33 protein-coding genes and 1 pseudogene are annotated in these 18491 nt (G+C 51.5%); 33 read left to right on the top strand and 1 reads right to left on the bottom strand.

What is annotated here, in order from left to right:
- Positions 1 to 382: 382 nt before the first annotated feature.
- On the bottom strand, positions 383 to 868 hold the full coding sequence (locus ACMX3H_RS07750; RefSeq protein WP_415210398.1) for a MarR family transcriptional regulator: 486 nt from the start codon (positions 866 to 868) through the stop codon (positions 383 to 385).
- A gap of 309 nt (positions 869 to 1177) precedes the next feature.
- Between ACMX3H_RS07750 and bfd the strand changes: the two genes are divergently transcribed.
- From bfd to ACMX3H_RS07585, 33 genes and pseudogenes are all read left to right on the top strand, one after another.
- Positions 1178 to 1372 (top strand): bacterioferritin-associated ferredoxin, encoded by a 195-nt coding sequence (bfd, locus tag ACMX3H_RS07745; protein ID WP_415210397.1) that lies wholly within the window; start codon positions 1178 to 1180, stop codon positions 1370 to 1372.
- Between the two features lie 74 nt (positions 1373 to 1446).
- Entirely contained in the window at positions 1447 to 1926 is a 480-nt protein-coding gene (gene bfr, locus ACMX3H_RS07740; protein WP_415210396.1) for a bacterioferritin, read from the top strand.
- Positions 1927 to 2482: 556 nt separating this feature from the next.
- Entirely contained in the window at positions 2483 to 2794 is a 312-nt protein-coding gene (rpsJ, locus tag ACMX3H_RS07735; protein WP_009639175.1) for a 30S ribosomal protein S10, read from the top strand.
- Between the two features lie 32 nt (positions 2795 to 2826).
- A complete protein-coding gene (gene rplC, locus ACMX3H_RS07730; RefSeq protein ID WP_415210395.1) occupies positions 2827 to 3456 on the top strand; it encodes a 50S ribosomal protein L3 in 630 nt (209 codons plus the stop codon).
- A 16-nt stretch (positions 3457 to 3472) separates the two neighbouring features.
- A complete protein-coding gene (rplD, locus tag ACMX3H_RS07725; protein ID WP_415210394.1) occupies positions 3473 to 4078 on the top strand; it encodes a 50S ribosomal protein L4 in 606 nt (201 codons plus the stop codon).
- Complete coding sequence (gene rplW / locus ACMX3H_RS07720; protein ID WP_011412086.1) at positions 4075 to 4377, top strand: 50S ribosomal protein L23; 303 nt, start codon at positions 4075 to 4077, stop codon at positions 4375 to 4377. Before rplD ends, rplW begins: the two co-directional genes overlap by 4 nt.
- An 18-nt stretch (positions 4378 to 4395) precedes the next feature.
- A complete protein-coding gene (gene rplB, locus ACMX3H_RS07715; RefSeq protein ID WP_415210393.1) occupies positions 4396 to 5217 on the top strand; it encodes a 50S ribosomal protein L2 in 822 nt (273 codons plus the stop codon).
- 16 nt (positions 5218 to 5233) lie between these two features.
- A complete protein-coding gene (gene rpsS / locus ACMX3H_RS07710) occupies positions 5234 to 5512 on the top strand; it encodes a 30S ribosomal protein S19 (RefSeq protein WP_011412084.1) in 279 nt (92 codons plus the stop codon).
- Positions 5513 to 5526: 14 nt separating this feature from the next.
- Positions 5527 to 5859 (top strand): 50S ribosomal protein L22, encoded by a 333-nt coding sequence (gene rplV, locus ACMX3H_RS07705; protein ID WP_011412083.1) that lies wholly within the window; start codon positions 5527 to 5529, stop codon positions 5857 to 5859.
- Positions 5860 to 5876: 17 nt separating this feature from the next.
- Entirely contained in the window at positions 5877 to 6575 is a 699-nt protein-coding gene (gene rpsC, locus ACMX3H_RS07700) for a 30S ribosomal protein S3 (RefSeq protein WP_415210392.1), read from the top strand.
- Between the two features lie 12 nt (positions 6576 to 6587).
- Positions 6588 to 6998 carry a 50S ribosomal protein L16 gene (gene rplP / locus ACMX3H_RS07695; RefSeq protein ID WP_025243890.1) on the top strand — a complete coding sequence of 137 codons (411 nt, stop codon included), beginning with the start codon at positions 6588 to 6590 and terminating at the stop codon, positions 6996 to 6998.
- Positions 6998 to 7189 carry a 50S ribosomal protein L29 gene (gene rpmC, locus ACMX3H_RS07690; RefSeq protein ID WP_415210391.1) on the top strand — a complete coding sequence of 64 codons (192 nt, stop codon included), beginning with the start codon at positions 6998 to 7000 and terminating at the stop codon, positions 7187 to 7189. The genes rplP and rpmC overlap by 1 nt, the downstream gene beginning before the upstream one ends.
- Positions 7189 to 7443 (top strand): 30S ribosomal protein S17, encoded by a 255-nt coding sequence (gene rpsQ, locus ACMX3H_RS07685; RefSeq protein ID WP_415210390.1) that lies wholly within the window; start codon positions 7189 to 7191, stop codon positions 7441 to 7443. Before rpmC ends, rpsQ begins: the two co-directional genes overlap by 1 nt.
- 179 nt (positions 7444 to 7622) lie before the next feature.
- A complete protein-coding gene (rplN, locus tag ACMX3H_RS07680; RefSeq protein ID WP_011412078.1) occupies positions 7623 to 7994 on the top strand; it encodes a 50S ribosomal protein L14 in 372 nt (123 codons plus the stop codon).
- 10 nt (positions 7995 to 8004) lie between these two features.
- The gene (rplX, locus tag ACMX3H_RS07675) at positions 8005 to 8319 is read left to right on the top strand and encodes a 50S ribosomal protein L24 (protein ID WP_415210389.1); all 315 of its coding nucleotides are present in this window, start codon (positions 8005 to 8007) and stop codon (positions 8317 to 8319) included.
- Between the two features lie 14 nt (positions 8320 to 8333).
- The gene (gene rplE, locus ACMX3H_RS07670) at positions 8334 to 8873 is read left to right on the top strand and encodes a 50S ribosomal protein L5 (RefSeq protein ID WP_415210388.1); all 540 of its coding nucleotides are present in this window, start codon (positions 8334 to 8336) and stop codon (positions 8871 to 8873) included.
- 13 nt (positions 8874 to 8886) lie between these two features.
- On the top strand, positions 8887 to 9192 hold the full coding sequence (gene rpsN, locus ACMX3H_RS07665) for a 30S ribosomal protein S14 (RefSeq protein ID WP_415210387.1): 306 nt from the start codon (positions 8887 to 8889) through the stop codon (positions 9190 to 9192).
- 34 nt (positions 9193 to 9226) lie between these two features.
- Positions 9227 to 9619, top strand: a complete 393-nt coding sequence (rpsH, locus tag ACMX3H_RS07660) for a 30S ribosomal protein S8 (RefSeq protein WP_415210386.1) — start codon at positions 9227 to 9229, stop codon at positions 9617 to 9619.
- 13 nt (positions 9620 to 9632) lie between these two features.
- Complete coding sequence (gene rplF, locus ACMX3H_RS07655) at positions 9633 to 10166, top strand: 50S ribosomal protein L6 (protein ID WP_415210385.1); 534 nt, start codon at positions 9633 to 9635, stop codon at positions 10164 to 10166.
- 9 nt (positions 10167 to 10175) lie between these two features.
- Positions 10176 to 10535: a 50S ribosomal protein L18 gene (gene rplR, locus ACMX3H_RS07650; RefSeq protein ID WP_415210384.1), complete on the top strand. Its 360-nt coding sequence runs from the start codon at positions 10176 to 10178 to the stop codon at positions 10533 to 10535.
- Between the two features lie 9 nt (positions 10536 to 10544).
- The gene (gene rpsE, locus ACMX3H_RS07645; RefSeq protein ID WP_415210383.1) at positions 10545 to 11045 is read left to right on the top strand and encodes a 30S ribosomal protein S5; all 501 of its coding nucleotides are present in this window, start codon (positions 10545 to 10547) and stop codon (positions 11043 to 11045) included.
- A gap of 6 nt (positions 11046 to 11051) precedes the next feature.
- Positions 11052 to 11231, top strand: coding sequence for a 50S ribosomal protein L30 (rpmD, locus tag ACMX3H_RS07640; RefSeq protein WP_011412070.1), 180 nt, complete (start codon positions 11052 to 11054; stop codon positions 11229 to 11231).
- 3 nt (positions 11232 to 11234) lie between these two features.
- Complete coding sequence (gene rplO, locus ACMX3H_RS07635; protein WP_415210382.1) at positions 11235 to 11669, top strand: 50S ribosomal protein L15; 435 nt, start codon at positions 11235 to 11237, stop codon at positions 11667 to 11669.
- A gap of 7 nt (positions 11670 to 11676) precedes the next feature.
- Positions 11677 to 13008, top strand: a complete 1332-nt coding sequence (gene secY / locus ACMX3H_RS07630; RefSeq protein WP_415210381.1) for a preprotein translocase subunit SecY — start codon at positions 11677 to 11679, stop codon at positions 13006 to 13008.
- A gap of 33 nt (positions 13009 to 13041) precedes the next feature.
- The gene (rpmJ, locus tag ACMX3H_RS07625; protein ID WP_002227352.1) at positions 13042 to 13158 is read left to right on the top strand and encodes a 50S ribosomal protein L36; all 117 of its coding nucleotides are present in this window, start codon (positions 13042 to 13044) and stop codon (positions 13156 to 13158) included.
- Positions 13159 to 13305: 147 nt separating this feature from the next.
- Positions 13306 to 13662, top strand: coding sequence for a 30S ribosomal protein S13 (gene rpsM / locus ACMX3H_RS07620; RefSeq protein ID WP_415210380.1), 357 nt, complete (start codon positions 13306 to 13308; stop codon positions 13660 to 13662).
- Between the two features lie 16 nt (positions 13663 to 13678).
- Positions 13679 to 14068 (top strand): 30S ribosomal protein S11, encoded by a 390-nt coding sequence (rpsK, locus tag ACMX3H_RS07615; protein WP_025420689.1) that lies wholly within the window; start codon positions 13679 to 13681, stop codon positions 14066 to 14068.
- 30 nt (positions 14069 to 14098) lie between these two features.
- Positions 14099 to 14719, top strand: a complete 621-nt coding sequence (gene rpsD / locus ACMX3H_RS07610; RefSeq protein ID WP_415210379.1) for a 30S ribosomal protein S4 — start codon at positions 14099 to 14101, stop codon at positions 14717 to 14719.
- 25 nt (positions 14720 to 14744) lie between these two features.
- On the top strand, positions 14745 to 15734 hold the full coding sequence (locus tag ACMX3H_RS07605) for a DNA-directed RNA polymerase subunit alpha (protein WP_415210378.1): 990 nt from the start codon (positions 14745 to 14747) through the stop codon (positions 15732 to 15734).
- Positions 15735 to 15774: 40 nt separating this feature from the next.
- Entirely contained in the window at positions 15775 to 16176 is a 402-nt protein-coding gene (rplQ, locus tag ACMX3H_RS07600; protein WP_415210377.1) for a 50S ribosomal protein L17, read from the top strand.
- Positions 16177 to 16668: 492 nt separating this feature from the next.
- Entirely contained in the window at positions 16669 to 17136 is a 468-nt protein-coding gene (locus tag ACMX3H_RS07595; protein ID WP_415210376.1) for a hypothetical protein, read from the top strand.
- Positions 17137 to 17357: 221 nt separating this feature from the next.
- Positions 17358 to 17684: a hypothetical protein gene (locus ACMX3H_RS07590; RefSeq protein WP_415210399.1), complete on the top strand. Its 327-nt coding sequence runs from the start codon at positions 17358 to 17360 to the stop codon at positions 17682 to 17684.
- Positions 17685 to 18099: 415 nt separating this feature from the next.
- A pseudogene (locus tag ACMX3H_RS07585) lies at positions 18100 to 18491 on the top strand (IS21 family transposase); the annotation flags it as partial.

Genomic DNA, 18491 nt, shown 5'->3' with positions numbered 1-18491 from the left:
TCAAATTTCATGCGTAATACATTGATATAGATGCACATTTCTGTTCTCGCGTTCTTCTTTTTACGTGCCATGCCATACCCCCGGAAGCTAAAAGTCTCCAGAGTATGGCGGAACAGAAGATGAGCGATCGGACAGAATCGGAATCGCTGAACGGACGTGACCGGAACCAGCAGAAAGGCATAAACAATAGGGTAGGGGCACTTTTTAACGGCCATTAGCGTAGCGCCAACCGCGAGGGTAAGGATGATTGCTCATAGGCCGAATGCCCCGCGATATCATGCCGGGCGCGTAGCGACGCTCGTGAACGGACGGGCGAAGGGTCTCGCCATCGGCGTTTGTCGCCCACCCAGCGCGGTGTCAGACGCCACGGGCGTTGCTGTCATTACCTCTCTAGTCTGGCCAAGGCCGAGATCAATAATCGGCAAGCCGCTGCAACAACGTGACCGCGGCGGCGAGCTGCGCCTGTTCGGCGGCGGACAGCTGCGTTTCCAGGGCAGCCGTGTAGCCAGCCGTTCTTTGCCGAGCGATGAGCCTGCAGGCATTGGCGAAACGCGTCCGTCAAGGTGATAAGCGTTTGCCGGCCGTCAACAGGATCGGCAACGCCATTGACCGCCCCCATCGCCTGCAGCGCGGCCGCTACCGTGCTGCGCATGGACTGCGGACGCACGCTTTCGGCCCGCGCCAGCACCGAAACGGTGGCGGGGCCATAGCGATCCAGCCGCAGCCGCACCGATTTTTGCGCGGAGGTGAAATCGTTGGCCGGTGTTTGCTCACGCAGCCGCCGCACCAGTTTACCCAGGGTGATACGCCGCTCGCCCGCCAGGGCGGCTAAAGATGTTTCTTCAGCGGTAAAAGTCGGAGTCATCATACAAGCAGTATGGCATTAATACAGATAAACTGTACAGATTAACTGTTAATTTTCATTTCCGCGCTTGTAGGGCGGCTGAATGTTGAAACGCAGGGCATTGGGCGCAGGGCCTATAGTGGACACAACGCAGCCGGTATTAACAACAGCCCGTGTAGCGCTTATCGCGTCATGGCAATAAAAAAAACTGTCACATTAAGCGGTCTAAGATCAGCGGGTTATTCAACAAAATGCAAACAGCAATACTTTCGCTATTGTAATGACACGCGTTCTCATCTAAATTGGCCTGAGATAAGCCCGTGAGTAGCAGCAATGTATGTTTGTTTATGTAATGCGGTAAGCGACAAAGCAATACGCACCGCAGTGAGGCTGCACCAGCCCCAGACTTTCCAGCAGTTGAAACGATTGGTGCTGGTGGGTACCCAATGCGGAAAATGCGTYTGCGTCGCGCGCCGTATAATGGAGGATGAACTACAGCACATCGCGCCGTTGGAAAATATCGCTTGAAAAAGTAGGGTTATCGCTTTGCATTACTCTGTCGCGGTTATATTCTGATACAACACGCAACGGAGGAGTTCGTCATGAAAGGTGATGCCCAGATTATCAACCATCTCAACAAGCTGCTTGGCAACGAGCTTGTGGCTATCAATCAGTATTTCCTGCATGCCCGGATGTTCAAGAATTGGGGCCTGATGCGCCTCAACGATGTTGAATACCACGAATCCATTGACGAAATGAAACACGCGGATCGCTACATTGAACGTATTCTCTTCCTGGAGGGGTTGCCTAATCTGCAGGACCTCGGCCGGCTGAATATCGGTGAGGATGTGGAAGAAATGCTACGCTCCGATCTCAATTTGGAATTGCAGGGCGCGCAGGATTTGCGCGAAGGCATCGCCTACGCGGATTCGATACGCGACTATGTGTCGCGGGATTTAATGATAGAAATCCTTACCGACGAAGAAGAGCATATCGATTTTCTGGAAACCGAGCTGGCGCTTATCACCCGTATCGGCGTCCAGAACTACCTGCAGTCACAGCTAAAAGACGCCGCCCAGTAAGCCGGGCCGCGACGGTCAGTATTCACGGGGCGGCGGTGTCAACTTAACCGCACCCCACGCCGCTGCTTAGCGCAGGGCACCTTTTTGCCCGTCATCTCCTCTTTATTATGGTCCATTCAGCCCATGGGTCGCACGGGGCATGGCGTTTCTTGTCTGGCGCCTCTTTCCTTTACCGTCCGCTCAGGGCAAGAGACTTGGCGCACGACGTTGAGACCTTTCTCCCTTTCGCCCAGAGGAGGGAACTTTGCGCCCTACTGTATATCCGCATAATATCCGCATAGTGCGGCCCGCGCCGAGCATGGCGTTTTCCGCCGCAGCGCTTCTCCCTTTTCACCGCCCGCGCTTGCTTCCTGTACAGATTTGCGTATAATGCGCGGGCTTGTCTTGTAGATATTACCCTGACAGGCCGACTCGCTCGTCGGGTCCGCGCAGGTGGTAAGCCAGCTAACAACATCCCCAATCGGGGGATAACACTGAACGATTACACTCCCCCTTCAATCGAAATGGGTGTGAGGAGTGGTTTTTTACATTTATAAATAATTGGAGCTCTGGTCTCATGCAGAACCAAAGAATCCGTATCCGTTTGAAAGCGTTTGATCATCGTTTGATCGATCAATCAACCGCGGAAATCGTCGAGACTGCCAAGCGTACCGGTGCCCAGGTACGTGGTCCGATCCCGCTGCCGACCCGCAAAGAGCGCTTTACCATTCTGATCTCTCCGCACGTCAACAAAGATGCGCGCGATCAGTATGAAATCCGCACTCATAAGCGTCTGGTTGACATCGTTGAGCCAACAGAAAAAACCGTTGATGCTCTGATGCGTCTGGACCTGGCTGCCGGTGTAGACGTGCAGATCAGCCTGGGTTAATCAGGTCGTTGAACGATTGAGAGGTTGAAACAATGAAGGGTTTAATCGGACGTAAAGTGGGCATGACTCGCATCTTCACCGAAGATGGTGTTTCTATCCCCGTCACCGTTATTGAAATCGAAGCAAACCGCGTGATCCAGGTTAAAGATCTGGAAAACGACGGATACCGCGCAATCCAGGTTACCGCCGGCACCAAAAAAGCCAACCGCGTAACCAAACCGGAAGCCGGTCATTTTGCGAAGGCGGGCGTTGAAGCCGGCCGTGGTCTGTGGGAATTCCGCGTCGAAGACGGCGAAGAAGTCACCGTTGGCCAGAGCATCACCGTAGAACTGTTTGCTGATGTTAAAAAAGTCGACGTTACTGGTACCTCCAAAGGTAAAGGATTTGCCGGCACTGTAAAGCGCTGGAACTTCCGTACCCAGGATGCTACCCACGGTAACTCCTTGTCCCACCGCGTTCCGGGTTCTATCGGTCAGAACCAGACTCCGGGCAAAGTATTCAAGGGCAAGAAAATGGCAGGCCAGCTGGGCAACGAATGCGTAACCGTTCAGAGCCTGGACGTGGTACGTGTTGACGTAGAACGCAACCTGCTGCTGGTCAAAGGCGCCGTCCCGGGAGCAACCGGTGGTGACCTGATCGTTAAACCGGCTGTCAAGGCGTAACGTCGAGGAGATAGGAATGGAATTGGTATTGAAAGATGCGCAAAGCGCGCTGACTGTTTCCGAAACTACCTTCGGGCGTGACTTCAACGAAGCGCTGGTCCACCAGGTTGTTGTGGCTTACGCAGCAGGTGCCCGTCAGGGGACCCGTGGTCAGAAGACCCGTGCCGAAGTCACCGGTTCCGGTAAAAAACCCTGGCGTCAGAAGGGTACCGGCCGGGCGCGTTCCGGTAGCGTTAAGAGCCCGATCTGGCGTTCTGGTGGCGTCACCTTTGCCGCCAAGCCGCAGGACCACAGTCAGAAAGTGAATAAGAAGATGTACCGCGGGGCGCTGAAAAGCATCCTGTCTGAACTGGTACGTCAGGATCGTTTGATCGTTGTTGAACAGTTCTCTGTCGAAGCGCCGAAAACCAAGCTGCTGGCACAGAAACTGAGAGACATGGCGTTGGAATATGTGCTGATCATTACCGGCGAACTGGACGAAAACCTGTTCCTGGCCGCGCGTAACCTCTACAAAGTAGACGTGCGCGATGCCCAAGGTATCGACCCGGTTAGCCTGATCGCCTTCGACAAAGTTGTTATGACGGCTGACGCTGTTAAGCAAGTTGAGGAGATGCTGGCATGATTCGTGAAGAACGTCTGCTAAAAGTACTGCGCGCGCCGCATGTTTCTGAAAAAGCATCTACCGCGATGGAAAAACACAACACCATCGTTCTCAAAGTAGCTAAAGATGCGACCAAAGCAGAAATCAAAGCCGCTGTGCATAAACTGTTTGAAGTCGAAGTCAATGACGTGCGTACCCTGGTTGTCAAAGGGAAAACCAAACGTCACGGACAGCGTATCGGTCGTCGTAGCGACTGGAAAAAAGCTTACGTCACCCTGAAAGAAGGCCAGAACCTGGACTTCATCGGCGGCGCAGAGTAAGTCGGAGGAGTAAGAACAATGGCAATTGTTAAATGTAAACCGACATCTCCGGGTCGTCGCCACGTTGTTAAAGTGGTCAACCCTGAGCTGCACAAGGGCAAACCTTATGCCCCGTTGCTGGAAACCCTCAGCAAATCCGGTGGCCGTAACAACAATGGCCGTATCACTACGCGCCATATCGGCGGTGGCCACAAGCAACATTATCGTCTGATTGACTTCAAACGCAATAAAGACGGTATCCCGGCAGTGGTAGAACGTCTTGAGTATGATCCTAACCGTTCCGCCAACATCGCGCTGGTGTTGTACAAAGATGGTGAACGTCGTTACATCCTGGCACCGAAAGGCCTGAAGGCCGGTGATCAGATTCAATCTGGCGTCGATGCGGCAATCAAAGCCGGTAACGCTCTGCCGATGCGCAATATTCCGGTTGGTTCCACCGTGCATAACGTGGAAATGAAACCGGGTAAAGGCGGTCAGCTGGCGCGTTCCGCCGGTGCTTATGTTCAGATCGTGGCTCGTGATGGCGCTTATGTCACGTTGCGTCTGCGTTCCGGTGAGATGCGCAAAATTCAGTCCGAATGCCGCGCGACCTTGGGCGAAGTAGGTAATGCAGAACATATGCTGCGTGTACTGGGTAAAGCCGGCGCCCGCCGCTGGCGTGGCATCCGTCCGACCGTTCGCGGTACGGCGATGAACCCGGTGGACCACCCGCACGGTGGTGGTGAAGGTCGTAACTTTGGTAAGCACCCGGTATCGCCGTGGGGCATCCAGACCAAAGGTAAGAAGACCCGTAGCAATAAGCGTACTGATAAGTTCATCGTACGTCGCCGTAGCAAATAATATTAGAGGATAAACCATGCCACGTTCTCTCAAGAAAGGTCCATTTATTGACCTGCACTTGCTGAAGAAGGTAGAGAAAGCGGTGGAAAGCGGTGACAAGAAGCCTATTCGTACTTGGTCCCGTCGTTCAACGATCTTTCCAACAATGATCGGTTTGACCATCGCTGTCCATAATGGTCGTCAGCACGTACCCGTTTTTGTCGCCGATGAAATGGTCGGTCACAAACTGGGTGAATTCGCGCCGACGCGTACTTATCGCGGCCATGCGGCCGACAAAAAGGCCAAAAAGCGCTAAGGTAGGAGGAAGAGATGGAAACTATCGCTCAACATCGCCACGCTCGTTCTTCTGCTCAAAAGGTTCGCCTGGTGGCTGACCTGATTCGCGGTAAGAAAGTGTCGCAAGCTCTGGAAGTTCTGACCTATACCAATAAGAAAGCTGCTGGTCTGGTGAAGAAAGTACTGGAGTCTGCCATTGCTAACGCTGAACACAACGATGGCGCAGATATCGATGATCTGAAAGTCGCGAAGATTTTCGTCGACGCAGGCCCGAGCATGAAGCGCATTATGCCGCGTGCCAAGGGTCGTGCAGATCGTATCCTGAAGCGCACCAGCCACATTACTGTGGTTGTGTCCGATCGCTGAGACTCTGGAGACTAGCAATGGGTCAGAAAGTACATCCTAATGGTATTCGCCTGGGTATCGTCAAACCCTGGAACTCTACCTGGTATGCGAATACTAAAGAATTCGCTGACAACCTGGACAGCGACTTTAAAGTTCGTCAGTTCCTGACCAAGGAATTGTCGAAAGCTTCGGTTTCCCGCGTGGTGATCGAGCGTCCGGCCAAGAGTATCCGTGTGACCATTCACACCGCTCGTCCGGGCATCGTGATCGGTAAGAAAGGCGAAGACGTCGAAAAACTGCGTAAGGTCGTAGCGGATATCTCTGGCGTCCCGGCGCAGATTAATATCGCCGAAGTCCGTAAGCCGGAACTGGACGCCAAACTGGTTGCCGACAGCATCTCTTCGCAGCTGGAACGCCGTGTTATGTTCCGTCGCACGATGAAACGTGCCGTGCAGAACGCCATGCGTCTTGGTGCCAAGGGGATCAAGGTTGAAGTCAGCGGCCGTCTGGGCGGTGCTGAAATCGCGCGTACCGAATGGTACCGTGAAGGTCGTGTTCCGTTGCACACCCTGCGTGCGGATATCGACTACAACATCTCCGAAGCGCACACCACTTATGGTGTCATCGGCGTAAAAGTGTGGATCTTCAAAAGTGAGATCTTAGGTGGTATGGCTGCCGTTGAACAACCGGAACCGGCTGCTCAACCTAAAAAGCAGCAGCGTAAAGGCCGCAAGTAAGGAGAGTCGCTGATGTTACAACCAAAGCGTACAAAATTCCGTAAGATGCACAAAGGCCGCAACCGTGGCCTGGCAGCGGGTACGGATGTTAGCTTCGGTACTTTCGGTCTGAAAGCTGTTGGCCGTGGTCGTTTGACCGCTCGTCAAATCGAAGCAGCACGTCGTGCCATGACACGTGCAGTTAAGCGTCAAGGTAAGATCTGGATCCGGATTTTCCCGGACAAACCGATCACCGAAAAGCCGCTTGAAGTGCGTATGGGTAAAGGTAAAGGTAACGTAGAATACTGGGTTGCCTTGATTCAGCCGGGAAAAGTCCTGTACGAAATGGACGGCGTTCCGGAAGAGCTTGCCCGTGAAGCCTTCAAGCTGGCAGCAGCAAAACTGCCGATTAAAACCACCTTTGTAACTAAGACGGTGATGTAATGAAAGCAAATGAGCTGCATGAAAAAAGCGCTGAAGAGCTGAACACCGAACTGCTGAACATGCTGCGCGAGCAATTCAACTTGCGTATGCAGGCTGCCAGCGGCCAGCTGCAGCAGACTCACCTGTTAAAGCAGGTGCGCCGCAATGTTGCGCGCGTGAAGACGTTATTGACTGAGAAGGCGGGTGCGTAATGAGTGACCAAATCCGTACTCTGCAAGGTCGTGTGGTTAGCGACAAAATGGAGAAATCCATCGTTGTGGCCATTGAACGTTTTGTGAAACACCCGATCTACGGCAAGTTCATCAAACGTACGACCAAGCTCCCCGTACATGACGAGAACAATGACAGCAATATCGGCGACATCGTTGAAATCAGCGAATGCCGTCCGATTTCCAAGACCAAGTCTTGGACGCTGGTTCGCGTTGTAGAGAAAGCGATTCTGTAAAACGGTAAGCGCGCTCTAAACAGATAAACGGTTCGTCCTTTGAGCCGTTTATTTTTTCTACCCATACACCAGGAGCGGTGTTATAATGCTGCGCCCTGTATTATGATTATGGGGTTTTTTCTTACGACCGATTCAGGTCATTAAGTATAAGTAGTAGTTGACATTAGCGGAGCACTAACATGATCCAAGAACAGACTATGCTGACCGTAGCCGACAACTCCGGTGCACGTCGCGTAATGTGTATCAAGGTTCTAGGTGGCTCGCACCGTCGCTACGCAGGCGTCGGCGACATTATCAAAATTACCATCAAGGAAGCGATTCCTCGTGGCAAAGTAAAAAAAGGTGATGTCCTGAAGGCGGTAGTGGTGCGCACCAAGAAGGGTGTTCGTCGCCCTGACGGTTCTGTCGTTCGCTTCGATGGTAATGCTTGTGTTTTGTTGAACAACAACAGTGAGCAACCTATCGGTACGCGTATTTTTGGGCCGGTGACTCGTGAACTGCGGACCGAAAAGTTCATGAAGATCATTTCCCTGGCACCTGAAGTACTCTAAGGAGCGAATCATGGCAGCGAAAATCCGTCGTGATGACGAAGTTATCGTGCTGACCGGCAAAGATAAAGGTAAGCGCGGTAAAGTAAAAAATGTCCTGTCTACCGGCAAGGCCATTGTTGAAGGTATCAATCTGGTTAAGAAGCATCAAAAACCAGTGCCGGCCATGAACCAGCCGGGCGGCATCGTTGAGAAAGAAGCGGCAATCGATCTTTCCAACCTTGCAATCTTCAATGCGGCTACCAGCAAGGCGGACCGTGTGGGCTTTAAGGTTGAAGACTGCAAGAAAGTGCGTGTCTTCAAATCTAACGGCGAAACTATTAAGTAATTTGGAGTAGTACGATGGCGAAACTGCATGATTACTACAAAGACGAAGTAGTCTCTCAACTGATGAAACAGTTCGGCTACCATTCTGTCATGCAAGTCCCTCGGGTCGAGAAGATCACCCTGAATATGGGTGTGGGTGAAGCAATCGCCGATAAAAAGCTGCTGGATAACGCTGCAGCCGATTTGACCGCGATTTCAGGCCAAAAGCCGCTTATCACCAAAGCACGCAAATCTGTTGCTGGCTTCAAAATCCGTCAGGGCTATCCGATCGGTTGTAAAGTAACCCTGCGTGGCGAACGCATGTGGGAGTTCTTCGAGCGACTTATTTCCATTGCTGTACCGCGTATCCGTGACTTCCGTGGCCTGTCCGCCAAGTCATTCGATGGCCGTGGCAACTACAGCATGGGCGTGCGTGAACAGATCATCTTCCCGGAAATCGACTATGACAAAGTCGATCGCGTTCGTGGCTTGGATATTACCATCACCACCACTGCGAAATCCGATGATGAAGGCCGTGCGCTGTTGACCGCCTTTAACTTCCCATTCCGCAAGTAAGGTAGGGTTACTGATGGCTAAACAATCCATGAAAGTACGCGAAGTAAAACGCGTGAAATTAGCTGATAAATTCTTCGCAAAACGTGCTGAACTTAAAACCATCATCTCCGACGTGAATGCTTCCGATGAAGAACGTTGGGATGCGGTTCTCAAGCTGCAGACTCTGCCGCGTGATTCCAGCCCGTCTCGTCAGCGTAACCGCTGCCGCCAAACTGGTCGTCCGCACGCTTTCCTGCGGAAATTCGGGTTGAGCCGTATCAAGGTCCGTGAAGCCGCAATGCGCGGTGAAATCCCTGGTCTGAGAAAGGCTAGCTGGTAAATTGTCACCAATTGAATCACGGGAGTAAAGACAGATGAGCATGCAAGATCCGATCGCGGATATGCTGACCTGTATCCGTAACGGTCAAACCGCGAACAAAACCGCGGTCTCCATGCCTTCCTCCAAGCTTAAAGTGGCAATTGCCAACTTGCTGAAAGAAGAAGGCTTTATTGAAGATTACAAAGTTGAAGGCTACACCAAGCCGACGCTGGAGCTGGTACTTAAGTACTTCCAGGGTAAGCCGGTGGTAGAAAGCATTCAGCGTATCAGCCGCCCCGGCCTGCGTATCTATAAGAAAAAAGATGCGCTGCCGAAAGTGATGGCAGGCATGGGTATCGCGGTTGTTTCTACCTCTAAAGGTGTCATGACTGATCGTGCGGCTCGCCAGGCTGGTCTTGGTGGCGAGATTATCTGCTACGTAGCGTAATTGGGAGGAAAGAATGTCTCGTGTTGCTAAAGCACCCGTCGTCATTCCTGCCGGCGTAGAGGTAAAACTCAACGGTCAGGATATTTCGATTAAGGGTAAAAACGGCGAGCTGACTCGTACTATCCACGAAGCTGTTGACGTTCAGCATGCTGATAACCAGCTGACCTTTGCTCCGCACGAAGGCCATGCCAATGGTTGGGTGCTTGCAGGCACGACTCGTGCGCTGCTGAACGGCATGGTGATTGGTGTGACCGACGGCTTCACTAAAAAGCTACAGCTGGTAGGCGTAGGTTACCGTGCTGCAGTGAAAGGTAATGTGGTGAATTTGTCCCTGGGCTTTTCTCACCCCATCGACCATCAACTGCCGGCAGGTATCACCGCAGAATGCCCGAGCCAAACTGAAATCGTGCTGAAAGGCGCTGATAAGCAGACTATTGGCCAGGTTGCGGCAGATCTGCGTGCCTATCGTCGTCCTGAGCCTTACAAAGGCAAGGGTGTTCGTTACGCCGACGAAGTCGTGCGTACCAAAGAGGCTAAAAAGAAGTAAGGTAACACTATGGATAAGAAAGCAGCTCGTATCCGTCGTGCGACCCGCGCACGCCGCAAGCTCCAGGAATTGGGTGCAACCCGCCTGGTGGTACATCGTACCCCGCGTCATATATACGTACAGGTTATTGCACCAAACGGTTCTGAAGTCCTGGTAGCCGCTTCTACTGTAGAAAAAGCTATCGTGGAGCAATTAAAGGGTACCGGTAACAAAGACGCCGCCGCCGCAGTAGGTAAAACTATCGCCGAGCGCGCGCTGGAAAAAGGCATTAAAAATGTGTCCTTTGACCGTTCCGGGTTCCAATATCATGGTCGAGTCCAGGCACTGGCAGATGCTGCCCGTGAAGCTGGCCTTCAGTTCGTAAGGTAGAGGTGTAAGATGGCACACATCGCAAAACAAGCTGGCGAACTGCAGGAAAAGCTAATCGCGGTAAACCGTGTATCTAAAACCGTAAAAGGTGGCCGTATTTTCAGCTTTACCGCACTGACGGTTGTCGGTGATGGTAACGGTCGCGTTGGTTTTGGCTACGGCAAAGCACGCGAAGTTCCGGCAGCGATCCAGAAAGCGATGGAAAAAGCCCGTCGCAACATGATGAATGTCGCGCTGAACAGCGGCACCCTGCAGCACCCGATTAAAGGTGCGCATACGGGTTCCCGCGTGTTCATGCAGCCGGCTTCCGAAGGTACCGGTATTATCGCCGGTGGTGCAATGCGCGCCGTCCTGGAAGTCGCAGGGGTTCACAACGTACTGGCAAAAGCCTATGGTTCCACCAACCCGATCAACGTGGTTCGTGCAACTATCGACGCTCTTGGCAATATGAAGTCTCCTGAAATGGTCGCTGCCAAGCGTGGTAAATCCGTTGAAGAAATTCTGGGGTAATTGACCATGGCACAGACTATTAAAATCACTCAGACTCGCAGTTCCATCGGTCGTCTGCCGAAACACAAGGCAACTTTGGTTGGCTTGGGCCTGCGTCGCATTGGCCACACCGTAGAGCGTGAAGATACGCCTGCAGTACGCGGTATGGTCAATTTGGTTTCCTACATGGTCAAAGTTGAGGAGTAAGAGATGCGTTTAAATACTCTGTCTCCGGCTGAGGGTTCCAAACACGCCTCTAAGCGTCCAGGCCGCGGTATTGGTTCTGGCTTGGGCAAAACCAGCGGTCGCGGTCACAAAGGTCAAAAGTCCCGTTCTGGCGGTGGCGTACGTCGCGGTTTTGAAGGCGGCCAAATGCCTCTGTACCGTCGTCTGCCGAAATTCGGCTTTACGTCACGCAAATTCATGGTCACCGCGGAAGTCCACCTGTCCGATTTGGCGCACGTAGAAGGCGAGGTCGTGGATCTGAACGCGCTGAAAGCCGCTAACATCGTTGGCATCCAAACTGAATTCGCCAAAATCATGCTGTCCGGCGAAGTCAAACGCGCGGTTACCGTGCGTGGCCTACGTGTAAGCAAAGGCGCGCGTGCCGCAATCGAAGCTGCCGGCGGTAAAATTGAGGAATAAGTAGCAGATGGCTAAACAACCGGGATTAGATTTTCAAAGCGCCAAAGGCGGACTGGGTGAACTGAAACGCAGACTTCTGTTTGTTATCGGGGCGCTTATTGTCTTCCGCATCGGCTCTTTTATTCCGATCCCTGGTATTGATGCCACCGTACTTGCGAAATTGCTCGAACAGCAGCGCGGCACCATCATTGAAATGTTTAACATGTTCTCTGGTGGTGCGCTCAGCCGTGCTTCTATCTTCGCATTGGGGATCATGCCGTATATTTCGGCATCGATCATCATTCAGCTGCTCACGGTGGTTCACCCGGCGCTGGCGGAGATTAAAAAAGAGGGTGAGGCTGGCAGACGTAAAATCAGCCAGTACACGCGCTACGGCACGTTGGTGTTGGCAATATTTCAGTCAATCGGTATCGCAACCGGTTTGCCGAATATGCCTGGAATGCAAGGTCTGGTGATTAATCCAGGCTTTGCGTTTTACTTTACTGCGGTAGTGAGCCTGGTCTGCGGGACAATGTTCCTGATGTGGCTGGGTGAGCAGATTACTGAACGAGGTATCGGCAACGGTATCTCCATCATTATCTTCGCGGGTATCGTAGCGGGCTTGCCGCCTGCCATCGGCCACACCATAGAGCAAGCTCGACAAGGCGATATGCACTTCCTCGTGTTGCTATTGGTTGCAGTTCTGGTGTTCGCGGTGACGTTTTTCGTGGTGTTCGTTGAACGTGGTCAGCGTCGTATCGTCGTTAACTACGCCAAGCGTCAGCAAGGACGTCGCGTTTATGCGGCTCAGAGCACGCATTTACCGCTGAAGGTGAACATGGCCGGGGTTATCCCGGCAATTTTCGCCTCCAGTATCATTCTGTTTCCGGCCACGATTGCATCCTGGTTCGGAGGCGGCACAGGTTGGGGCTGGCTGTCTGCGATTTCGCTCTATTTGCAGCCTGGTCAACCGCTTTATGTGTTACTATATGCGGCTGCAATCATATTCTTCTGTTTCTTTTACACGGCGTTGGTGTTCAACCCGCGCGAGACAGCGGATAACCTGAAGAAGTCCGGTGCATTTGTACCAGGCATTCGTCCGGGAGAGCAAACGGCAAGGTATATTGATAAGGTGATGACCCGCTTAACGCTGGTCGGCGCTATGTACATTACCTTTATCTGCCTAATCCCGGAGTTCATGCGTGACGCAATGAAAGTTCCCTTCTATTTCGGGGGCACGTCTTTATTGATCGTCGTTGTGGTTATCATGGACTTTATGGCTCAAGTGCAGACTCTGATGATGTCGAGTCAATACGAGTCCGTATTGAAGAAAGCAAACCTGAAAGGCTATAACCGCTAATTCGGGAAGCTTGAGAAGTTACGGAGAGTAAAAATGAAAGTTCGTGCTTCCGTCAAGAAATTATGTCGTAACTGCAAAATCGTTAAGCGTAACGGTGTCGTTCGTGTGATTTGCAGCGCTGAGCCTAAGCATAAACAACGCCAAGGCTAATATTTCCGGCATTTTTTTCTTGCAAAGTTGGGTTGAGCTGGCTAGATTAGCCAGCCAATCTTTTGTATGTCGCTGCAACATTGTTTGAGTATCCTGAAAACGGGCTTTTCAGAATGGTGTTGCCGTTAAAAATTCTAGGAGTGCATAGTGGCCCGTATAGCAGGCATTAACATTCTTGATCACAAACATACCGTTATTGTGCTAACGTCAATCTACGGTATCGGCAAAACCCGCTCGCAGCACATCTGCGCGGCTACGGGCATTGCTGAAAATGTTAAGATCAGTGAGCTGTCTGAAGAGCAGATTGACACGCTGCGTGACGCAGTTGCCAAGTTTGTTGTCGAAGGTGATCTGCGCCGTGAAGTAACCCTGAGTATCAAGCGTCTGATGGACCTTGGTACCTATCGTGGTTTGCGTCATCGTCGTGGTCTTCCGGTCCGCGGTCAGCGTACCAAGACCAATGCCCGTACCCGTAAGGGTCCGCGCAAACCGATCAAGAAATAATCGGGGTGAGTAAATAATGGCTAAGGCACCTATTCGTGCACGTAAGCGTGTTAAAAAACAAGTTTCAGATGGTGTGGCTCATATCCATGCGTCTTTCAACAATACCATCGTAACTATTACCGATCGTCAGGGTAATGCGTTGGGTTGGGCGACCGCCGGTGGTTCCGGTTTCCGTGGTTCTCGTAAGTCCACGCCTTTCGCCGCACAGGTTGCAGCAGAACGTTGCGCTGAAGCAGTGAAAGAATATGGCATCAAGAATCTGGAAGTTATGGTTAAAGGACCAGGTCCGGGTCGCGAGTCTACCGTCCGCGCGTTAAACGCGGCTGGTTTCCGCATCACGAACATTACTGATGTGACTCCGATCCCCCATAACGGTTGTCGTCCACCTAAAAAGCGCCGCGTATAACGCCGCTTTTAGGTTAGTTGGAGAAAGAAAATGGCAAGATATTTGGGTCCTAAGCTCAAGCTGAGCCGTCGTGAGGGCACAGACCTATTCCTGAAGTCTGGCGTTCGCGCGATCGATTCCAAGTGCAAAATCGAGCAACCGCCCGGTCAGCACGGTGCGCGTAAACCGCGTCTGTCTGATTACGGCGTACAGTTGCGCGAAAAACAAAAAGTTCGTCGTATTTACGGCGTGTTGGAACGTCAATTCCGCAACTACTACAAAGAAGCAGCACGCCTGAAAGGCAATACCGGTGAAAACCTGTTGCAGTTGCTAGAAGGTCGTCTCGACAACGTTGTTTACCGCATGGGCTTTGGTGCTACCCACGCTGAATCACGTCAATTGGTCAGCCACAAGGCGATCATGGTGAACGGCCGCGTTGTCAACATCGCTTCTTACCAGGTTACTCCGAATGACGTTGTCAGCATCCGTGAGAAAGCGAAAAAGCAATCCCGTGTTCGTGCCTCATTGGAACTGGCTGAGCTGCGTGAAAAACCGACCTGGCTTGAAGTCGACGCTGCTAAGATGGAAGGGGTGTTCAAACGTATTCCAGAACGTACCGATCTGTCTGCGGACATTAATGAACACCTGATCGTCGAGCTTTACTCTAAGTAAGGCTTAGTACCAAAGAGAGGACACAATGCAGGGTTCTGTGACAGAGTTTCTAAAACCGCGCCTGGTAGATATCGAGCAAGTCAGTTCGACGCACGCCAAGGTGACCCTTGAGCCCTTAGAGCGTGGCTTTGGCCATACTCTGGGTAACGCACTGCGCCGTATTCTGCTTTCATCGATGCCGGGTTGCGCGGTGACCGAGGTTGAGATTGATGGTGTACTGCACGAGTACAGCACCAAAGAAGGTGTACAGGAAGACATCCTGGAGATTCTGCTCAACCTGAAAGGGCTGGCGGTGAGAGTTCAAGGTAAAGATGACGTTGTCTTGACCCTGAATAAATCTGGCATTGGCCCTGTGACCGCAGCCGACATCACCCATGATGGGGATGTCGAAATCGTCAAGCCGCAGCATGTCCTGTGCCACCTGACCGATGAAAACGCATCCATCAATATGCGTATCAAGGTTCAGCGTGGACGTGGCTATGTTCCGGCTTCTGCCCGAATTCATTCGGAAGAAGATGAGCGCCCGATCGGTCGTCTGCTGGTAGACGCATGCTATAGCCCCGTAGAGCGTATCGCCTACAATGTGGAAGCAGCGCGCGTTGAGCAGCGTACCGACCTGGACAAGCTGGTTATCGAAATGGAAACCAACGGCACGATCGATCCTGAAGAGGCGATCCGCCGTGCGGCAACCATTTTGTCTGAACAACTGGAAGCTTTCGTTGACTTACGTGATGTACGTCAGCCGGAAGTGAAAGAAGAGAAACCAGAATTCGATCCGATCCTGCTGCGCCCCGTTGACGATCTGGAATTGACTGTCCGCTCTGCTAACTGCCTCAAGGCAGAAGCTATCCACTACATCGGTGATCTGGTACAGCGCACCGAGGTTGAGTTGCTGAAAACACCCAACCTTGGTAAAAAATCTCTTACCGAGATCAAAGACGTGTTGGCTTCCCGTGGGTTGTCTCTGGGCATGCGCCTCGAGAACTGGCCTCCGGCAAGTATCGCTGATGAATAACCCGATCACAGGTTAAGGTTTTACTGAGAAGGATAAGGTCATGCGCCATCGTAAGAGTGGTCGTCAACTGAACCGTAACAGCAGCCATCGCCAGGCTATGTTCCGTAACATGGCCGGCTCTTTGGTTCGTCATGAAATCATCAAGACGACCCTGCCGAAAGCGAAAGAGCTGCGCCGCGTTGTTGAACCGCTGATTACACTTGCCAAGACCGACAGCGTTGCAAATCGTCGTCTGGCATTCGCCCGCACTCGTGATAACGAGATCGTGGCAAAACTGTTTAACGAGCTGGGCCCGCGTTTCGCGAGCCGCGCCGGTGGTTACACTCGCATTCTGAAGTGTGGCTTCCGTGCAGGCGACAACGCGCCGATGGCATACATCGAACTCGTTGATCGCGCTGAAGCAACAGCTCCAGCTCCAGCAGCAGAAGCGACCGCAGAGTAATCTGTCGTTGTGCAAGCTTGTAAAAAACCGGGCCGGGCCCGGTTTTTTTATGCCCCGAGGTTGCCTGCCGGTAGGCGTAATGGGTTTGCCGCTGTGGTTGTTTTAGCGCGCACAACGCCTATGGCGGGCCTTTCCCGCCACCACCGTAGCCCGTGATTCTCTATTGACGCTGCCACCGTGGCCGAGCTGAATTTTCCCTTCTGCCGATAACAGCTGCAAAAATCCCTCCAATGTTGCCGTCGCCGTTTTCCATGGCCGGCGATAAGGCGCGATGGCATTGTCCCAAACCCGCCCATAGTCTAACCCTTATGTCCTACTTAGGGATGATTAATCAAGTAATAAGAACTGCATAAGATATGTGCTAATAGCGCTTCTTCCGCGTCGTGTTAAAAAACTTTCGTTAATGAAAAAATGAATATACAGGATATATCATAAATTCAACTCAACGTTATGGTCAGAAAAGTTATCACTTAACCAATGAGAGGGGAGATATTGATGCCTATTTCCAGTATTTCATCTTCATTATGTCATTATCCTTTTGCGACATCAGCTTCGTCGGCGTACATCGTTGTTGATTTAAAGAATAAGATAGATACAGGCGATCAAAATGCATTTATCGCCGCGCTGGAAAACGCCAAAGCGGTTGATATCAGTATTGATGTTGAGATTGATAGCGATAAAAACACATTACTTATGTATGCATTAAGAAAAGGATGTTATCACATCGCCACCCATCTCCTGGAAATGGGCGCGGATCACAAGGTGACTGATGAGGATGGGAACACGGTATTGATGTTGTTGTTTTCTCATTACGCCTCTGATGCGGACCTCAGTGAGGCTACACGGGAAGCTTTCCTCGAACTGTCGGGCAAACTGATTAACAAAGAGGGGGATATCAACAGAGCTAACGACCGAAAGGAGACGGCAGCTATGATATCAATATCTTCGGGCCGGGCATAGACGATGACATGCTCATGACGCCATTATCGCTTATGGAGCCAAGGGGCTTGAATGTCAATAGATATGATGCTGATGGTCATTCGGTAATGACTAAGGCAATTATTTTTACTCCAGGGACTGCCGTGGTGAAAAAAATTATTGATATGAGCTTTGATGTCAATGATTTTGCTACATCGAGTTATTTACAAAAACGGTAGTTACCCGGAGAAGATAACCCTAAGATTTATCATCAGTGCCAATATACGCCTTTGTATTTTGCTATAGAGAGAAATGATTATGATAAAGTGAAGCTTCTGCTTGATGAAGGCGCCAATGGAAATGGCCTCTCCCTATGGGATGTCAATTGCAAGGGGGCACGAAAAAAAATAACGCCACTCAGGCTGGCGAAAAAATTAGGGCATGAAGATATAATAAAATTGTTAATGGATAATGACTTTAAAGACAACCAGTCGTCGTCAAGATGGGACTCCTCCGATAGCGATGAGAGTTGCACGGTTTCATTATCAGACATTGAAGATTATCAGGATCTCCTGTTCGATAGCGATTAGCCTATTGTATGATGGTGACGTTATAAGACAGTTTCTGTCGCCGCCAGCATCGTGAGTGTTATGGCCGCCGCTGGGCAACACAGTAAATGCGATCGCTAAACGCCCCGTGGAGGACGTCTTGAATTATTGGTGGGTTTGTTGTATGAGACAGTAAACCTACGTTACACGCTTATGCTCATTGCTTTTTCACATTGTATTGATTTTAATAACTTTTATTTCCATCCCGGTTTGAGTGATATGAAATTAGTGGTTCTGAAGTTTGTGATAGTGTCCATTAAAATTAAAGTGGACACTATCATCGCCGGATTATCCATGATCTGACAGCCGTCCCTTATAGGATGCGGGTTCACTAGGCATCGTAGTGGAACATATTCTTACCGGGCCATACAACAAACCCACCAATAACTCAAGACGTCCTCCACGGGGCGCTTACGTCATAAACCAGAGCTACCAGGCGCTGGCAAATCACTATGAGACAATGGTGCTACCGGCGCGCCCGCGAAAACCGAAAGACAAGGCGAAGGCAGAATCAACCGTGCAGCTGGTAGAACGCTGGGTGCTGGCCCGGTTGCGTAAACGTACGTTCTACTCGCTGGCCGAACTCAACCAGGTGATACGAGAACTCAATCATGAGTTGAATCTGCGCCCGATGCGTCATTACGGCAGACAAAGTCGCATTGAACGCGTCGAGCAGTTGGACAAGCCGGCTCTTGGGCCTCTCCCGCCCACGCAATGGGAATACAGTGAGTATCTCGTTGCCGAGTGGGACCTGATTACCACATCGACTATGGCAAAAACGGGTACTCG

Source organism: Sodalis sp. (in: enterobacteria), assembly GCF_047607725.1.
Lineage (GTDB): Bacteria > Pseudomonadota > Gammaproteobacteria > Enterobacterales > Enterobacteriaceae > JBLKSS01.
The sequence above is the reverse complement of the archived record's forward strand: the minus strand, read 5'-3'. Positions and strand labels throughout refer to the sequence as shown.

Bases quoted from the DNA above. Each gene is read 5' to 3' on its own strand.
- ACMX3H_RS07750 (WP_415210398.1), bottom strand. From the start codon at position 868: ATGATGACTCCGACTTTTACCGCTGAAGAAACATCTTTAGCCGCCCTG.
- bfr (WP_415210396.1), top strand. From the start codon at position 1,447: ATGAAAGGTGATGCCCAGATTATCAACCATCTCAACAAGCTGCTTGGC.
- rpsJ (WP_009639175.1), top strand. From the start codon at position 2,483: ATGCAGAACCAAAGAATCCGTATCCGTTTGAAAGCGTTTGATCATCGT.
- rplC (WP_415210395.1), top strand. From the start codon at position 2,827: ATGAAGGGTTTAATCGGACGTAAAGTGGGCATGACTCGCATCTTCACC.
- rplD (WP_415210394.1), top strand. From the start codon at position 3,473: ATGGAATTGGTATTGAAAGATGCGCAAAGCGCGCTGACTGTTTCCGAA.
- rplW (WP_011412086.1), top strand. From the start codon at position 4,075: ATGATTCGTGAAGAACGTCTGCTAAAAGTACTGCGCGCGCCGCATGTT.
- rplB (WP_415210393.1), top strand. From the start codon at position 4,396: ATGGCAATTGTTAAATGTAAACCGACATCTCCGGGTCGTCGCCACGTT.
- rpsS (WP_011412084.1), top strand. From the start codon at position 5,234: ATGCCACGTTCTCTCAAGAAAGGTCCATTTATTGACCTGCACTTGCTG.
- rplV (WP_011412083.1), top strand. From the start codon at position 5,527: ATGGAAACTATCGCTCAACATCGCCACGCTCGTTCTTCTGCTCAAAAG.
- rpsC (WP_415210392.1), top strand. From the start codon at position 5,877: ATGGGTCAGAAAGTACATCCTAATGGTATTCGCCTGGGTATCGTCAAA.
- rplP (WP_025243890.1), top strand. From the start codon at position 6,588: ATGTTACAACCAAAGCGTACAAAATTCCGTAAGATGCACAAAGGCCGC.
- rpmC (WP_415210391.1), top strand. From the start codon at position 6,998: ATGAAAGCAAATGAGCTGCATGAAAAAAGCGCTGAAGAGCTGAACACC.
- rpsQ (WP_415210390.1), top strand. From the start codon at position 7,189: ATGAGTGACCAAATCCGTACTCTGCAAGGTCGTGTGGTTAGCGACAAA.
- rplN (WP_011412078.1), top strand. From the start codon at position 7,623: ATGATCCAAGAACAGACTATGCTGACCGTAGCCGACAACTCCGGTGCA.
- rplX (WP_415210389.1), top strand. From the start codon at position 8,005: ATGGCAGCGAAAATCCGTCGTGATGACGAAGTTATCGTGCTGACCGGC.
- rplE (WP_415210388.1), top strand. From the start codon at position 8,334: ATGGCGAAACTGCATGATTACTACAAAGACGAAGTAGTCTCTCAACTG.
- rpsN (WP_415210387.1), top strand. From the start codon at position 8,887: ATGGCTAAACAATCCATGAAAGTACGCGAAGTAAAACGCGTGAAATTA.
- rpsH (WP_415210386.1), top strand. From the start codon at position 9,227: ATGAGCATGCAAGATCCGATCGCGGATATGCTGACCTGTATCCGTAAC.
- rplF (WP_415210385.1), top strand. From the start codon at position 9,633: ATGTCTCGTGTTGCTAAAGCACCCGTCGTCATTCCTGCCGGCGTAGAG.
- rplR (WP_415210384.1), top strand. From the start codon at position 10,176: ATGGATAAGAAAGCAGCTCGTATCCGTCGTGCGACCCGCGCACGCCGC.
- rpsE (WP_415210383.1), top strand. From the start codon at position 10,545: ATGGCACACATCGCAAAACAAGCTGGCGAACTGCAGGAAAAGCTAATC.
- rpmD (WP_011412070.1), top strand. From the start codon at position 11,052: ATGGCACAGACTATTAAAATCACTCAGACTCGCAGTTCCATCGGTCGT.
- rplO (WP_415210382.1), top strand. From the start codon at position 11,235: ATGCGTTTAAATACTCTGTCTCCGGCTGAGGGTTCCAAACACGCCTCT.
- secY (WP_415210381.1), top strand. From the start codon at position 11,677: ATGGCTAAACAACCGGGATTAGATTTTCAAAGCGCCAAAGGCGGACTG.
- rpmJ (WP_002227352.1), top strand. From the start codon at position 13,042: ATGAAAGTTCGTGCTTCCGTCAAGAAATTATGTCGTAACTGCAAAATC.
- rpsK (WP_025420689.1), top strand. From the start codon at position 13,679: ATGGCTAAGGCACCTATTCGTGCACGTAAGCGTGTTAAAAAACAAGTT.
- rpsD (WP_415210379.1), top strand. From the start codon at position 14,099: ATGGCAAGATATTTGGGTCCTAAGCTCAAGCTGAGCCGTCGTGAGGGC.
- ACMX3H_RS07605 (WP_415210378.1), top strand. From the start codon at position 14,745: ATGCAGGGTTCTGTGACAGAGTTTCTAAAACCGCGCCTGGTAGATATC.
- rplQ (WP_415210377.1), top strand. From the start codon at position 15,775: ATGCGCCATCGTAAGAGTGGTCGTCAACTGAACCGTAACAGCAGCCAT.